General features: G+C 57.9%; 3 protein-coding genes. 2 read left to right on the forward strand and 1 reads right to left on the reverse strand.

What is annotated here, in order from left to right; translation table 11 throughout:
• A partial coding sequence (locus tag J2D77_RS17035) for a protein rep (RefSeq protein ID WP_207847717.1) occupies nucleotides 1-408 on the forward strand: 408 nt, incomplete at its 5' end.
• 232 nt (nucleotides 409-640) lie between these two features.
• On the opposite strand, the gene J2D77_RS17040 is transcribed toward J2D77_RS17035, so the two are convergent.
• A complete protein-coding gene (locus J2D77_RS17040; RefSeq protein WP_207847721.1) occupies nucleotides 641-865 on the reverse strand; it encodes a hypothetical protein in 225 nt (74 codons plus the stop codon).
• An 850-nt stretch (nucleotides 866-1,715) separates the two neighbouring features.
• Between J2D77_RS17040 and J2D77_RS17045 the strand changes: the two genes are divergently transcribed.
• A partial coding sequence (locus tag J2D77_RS17045; protein ID WP_331000173.1) for a protein rep occupies nucleotides 1,716-2,228 on the forward strand: 513 nt, incomplete at its 3' end.

A 2,228-nucleotide genomic window follows, 5' to 3' on the forward strand; every position in this document is an offset into this window, starting at 1 on the left:
TGCGCTCGGTTGAACTATGCCCCCAGTGTGGACGTGCGGGCGGTGCATCCACGCAAGGGAGAGGACGGTACAGAGGCCATTCAGAAAGCGGCGGCGGAAACCCTGAAATACGCGGTGAAGCCTGCCGACATGACCACCGACCCGGAATGGTTCATGGAGTTGACCAGGCAAGTCCATAAGCTCCGGTTTGTAGCAACGGGCGGGGCGCTCAAGAATGTGCTCAAGGAAGGGCAGGAGAGCGACGAGGAACTTGCTCTGACCGATGGAGACGGGGAACAGGACGATGGGGGGCGTGTCGGGTTTAATTGGCGTCCTGCTGACCGGAAATATCGCCGTTACCGTCAGGCCGATGCGGAACCGTCAGCCCTCATTCATGACCCCAGACAGATCGACATTGAGGACGGGTGAGACGCACGCAAACAGAGTTTGCCTAAGTGCGCCCTTTACTTCGTTCGGTTTGAGCCTTGGTGCGTGATGTCTGCTGCATTGCGGCCCATTTTTTTACGCCAGAAAGTGACCGAGTTTATGCAGAGTTTTGCACTCTGATATGTCCGAGTTTTGCCCGAGATTTGCACGAGCATGTAACCATCTTTGGCGTCAAAATATCTTGTAAAAGTTGGGCAGGACAGGTGGTGTGACCCTACACCACACGTCCTGCCTTATTCGCCTGTGGCTCAACGGGCGGGGCAGTTACCACCCCTTTTTTGTTTGCAGCGCGTGCAAGAGCAATGACCCGTTGAGCGTGTTTTAATGCTTCCGGGTTGTTGTCGGCTTTTGCCATTTTGAGCAGTTCTTTTTGCACGTCTGGACTTCGAGCCGCTGTTACTGCGTCGAACGTGATGAGTGTTTCTTTTCGCGTTGTCATGTCGCTTCTCTGTTCCGTCGATTACGACAAAAATGGTCAAACCCAGAAAGGGCGCACTTATACAAACTCTCGTTTGCCCCCCTTTTGGGGTGTGCGGCCAAGGGTTCCCCTTAGCGATCTTGAGGCTTCCCGGACGGCCCCACGGGGCCGGGCTACGCCGCTCCCGCTCTGCGCTCGCTCCGGGCTGTCATGGGGTGCCTGCTGGCCCGTCTGGACGGCTTAGGGAGGGGGAAGAATGTTCGGGCCATTACCACCCCCTGCCCCATTCCGTGACGTGTCACGTTTGGCCTCTGCCCCTTCCAGTTCGCTCCCGCCCCTTGAGCAAGCAGACGGGCACAGCACAAAGCCGGTGCAGCACCAGAGCGAGCGCAGAGCGGGAGCGCCGTAGGCCGCCGGTAGGCGTCTGGTGGGGGGTGGTGATTGCCCGCACATTCCCCCGATGCGTGACATATAACCACGCAAAACCTGTCCCGAATTTGAGACCGCAAGAATGGGCATGGAGAGGGGGAGCAGTAGCGCCGCACCGCGAGCCCCGGAGCCGTGCGAGGACGTGCGCGGGGCGGCGAAAATGCGGTTTTCGCACCTTGTATTTATACTTAAGGGATAATTGCAGGTCGTAGTTTTGGGGTCTAGCCCTAGAGCGACTGCGGTTTTTTGAGGAATTGACTAGTCAAAGAAAAACCCTGTACCTTGGGAGTTGCGACACAACCAAAATAACAGGGGTTTTTCCGTGCATTTCTGCACTTGCAAGGAACATAACACAGGTCGTTTACGACACCAAGACAGTTCCCTTTCCGATTTATCGCCACGGGATAAGCCGTGGGAAGTCCACCGGGCGCAGGCTCAGGACGTGCAGGCCATCTATGGCGAGGCGCGGGAGTTTGAGCGGCTGGCGGAGCGGATTGGCAAGTGTTCGGGGGTTCTGCGGTTCAGTGAAGCTCATGACCCCGAAACCGGCGAGGCCCGGTTAAAACTCAAGGAAGCGCAGTTCTGCCGGGTGCGTCATTGCCCGGTGTGTCAGTGGAGGCGTTCGCTCATGTGGCAGGCCCGTTTCTACCAAGCCCTTCCCGGCCTCATAGAAGCCCATACAGGGGCGCGGTGGCTCTTTCTGACCCTCACGGTGCGGAATTGCCCTGTGGGCGATCTACGGGCCACCCTGAAGGCTATGAACGATAGTTGGCGCCGTATGGTGCTTCGGCCAGAGTTCAAGCTTGTGAAGGGTTGGATACGGACAACCGAGGTGACGCGGGGTAAGGACGGTTCAGCACATCCGCACTTCCATGCGCTTCTGATGGTGCCGCCTTCGTATTTCCGGGGGCAGAGTTACGTCAAACAGGCCCGCTGGGTGGAGGTGTGGCAGTCC

Origin of the sequence: Acetobacter garciniae, assembly GCF_017377735.1 — a bacterium.
Lineage (GTDB): Bacteria > Pseudomonadota > Alphaproteobacteria > Acetobacterales > Acetobacteraceae > Acetobacter > Acetobacter garciniae.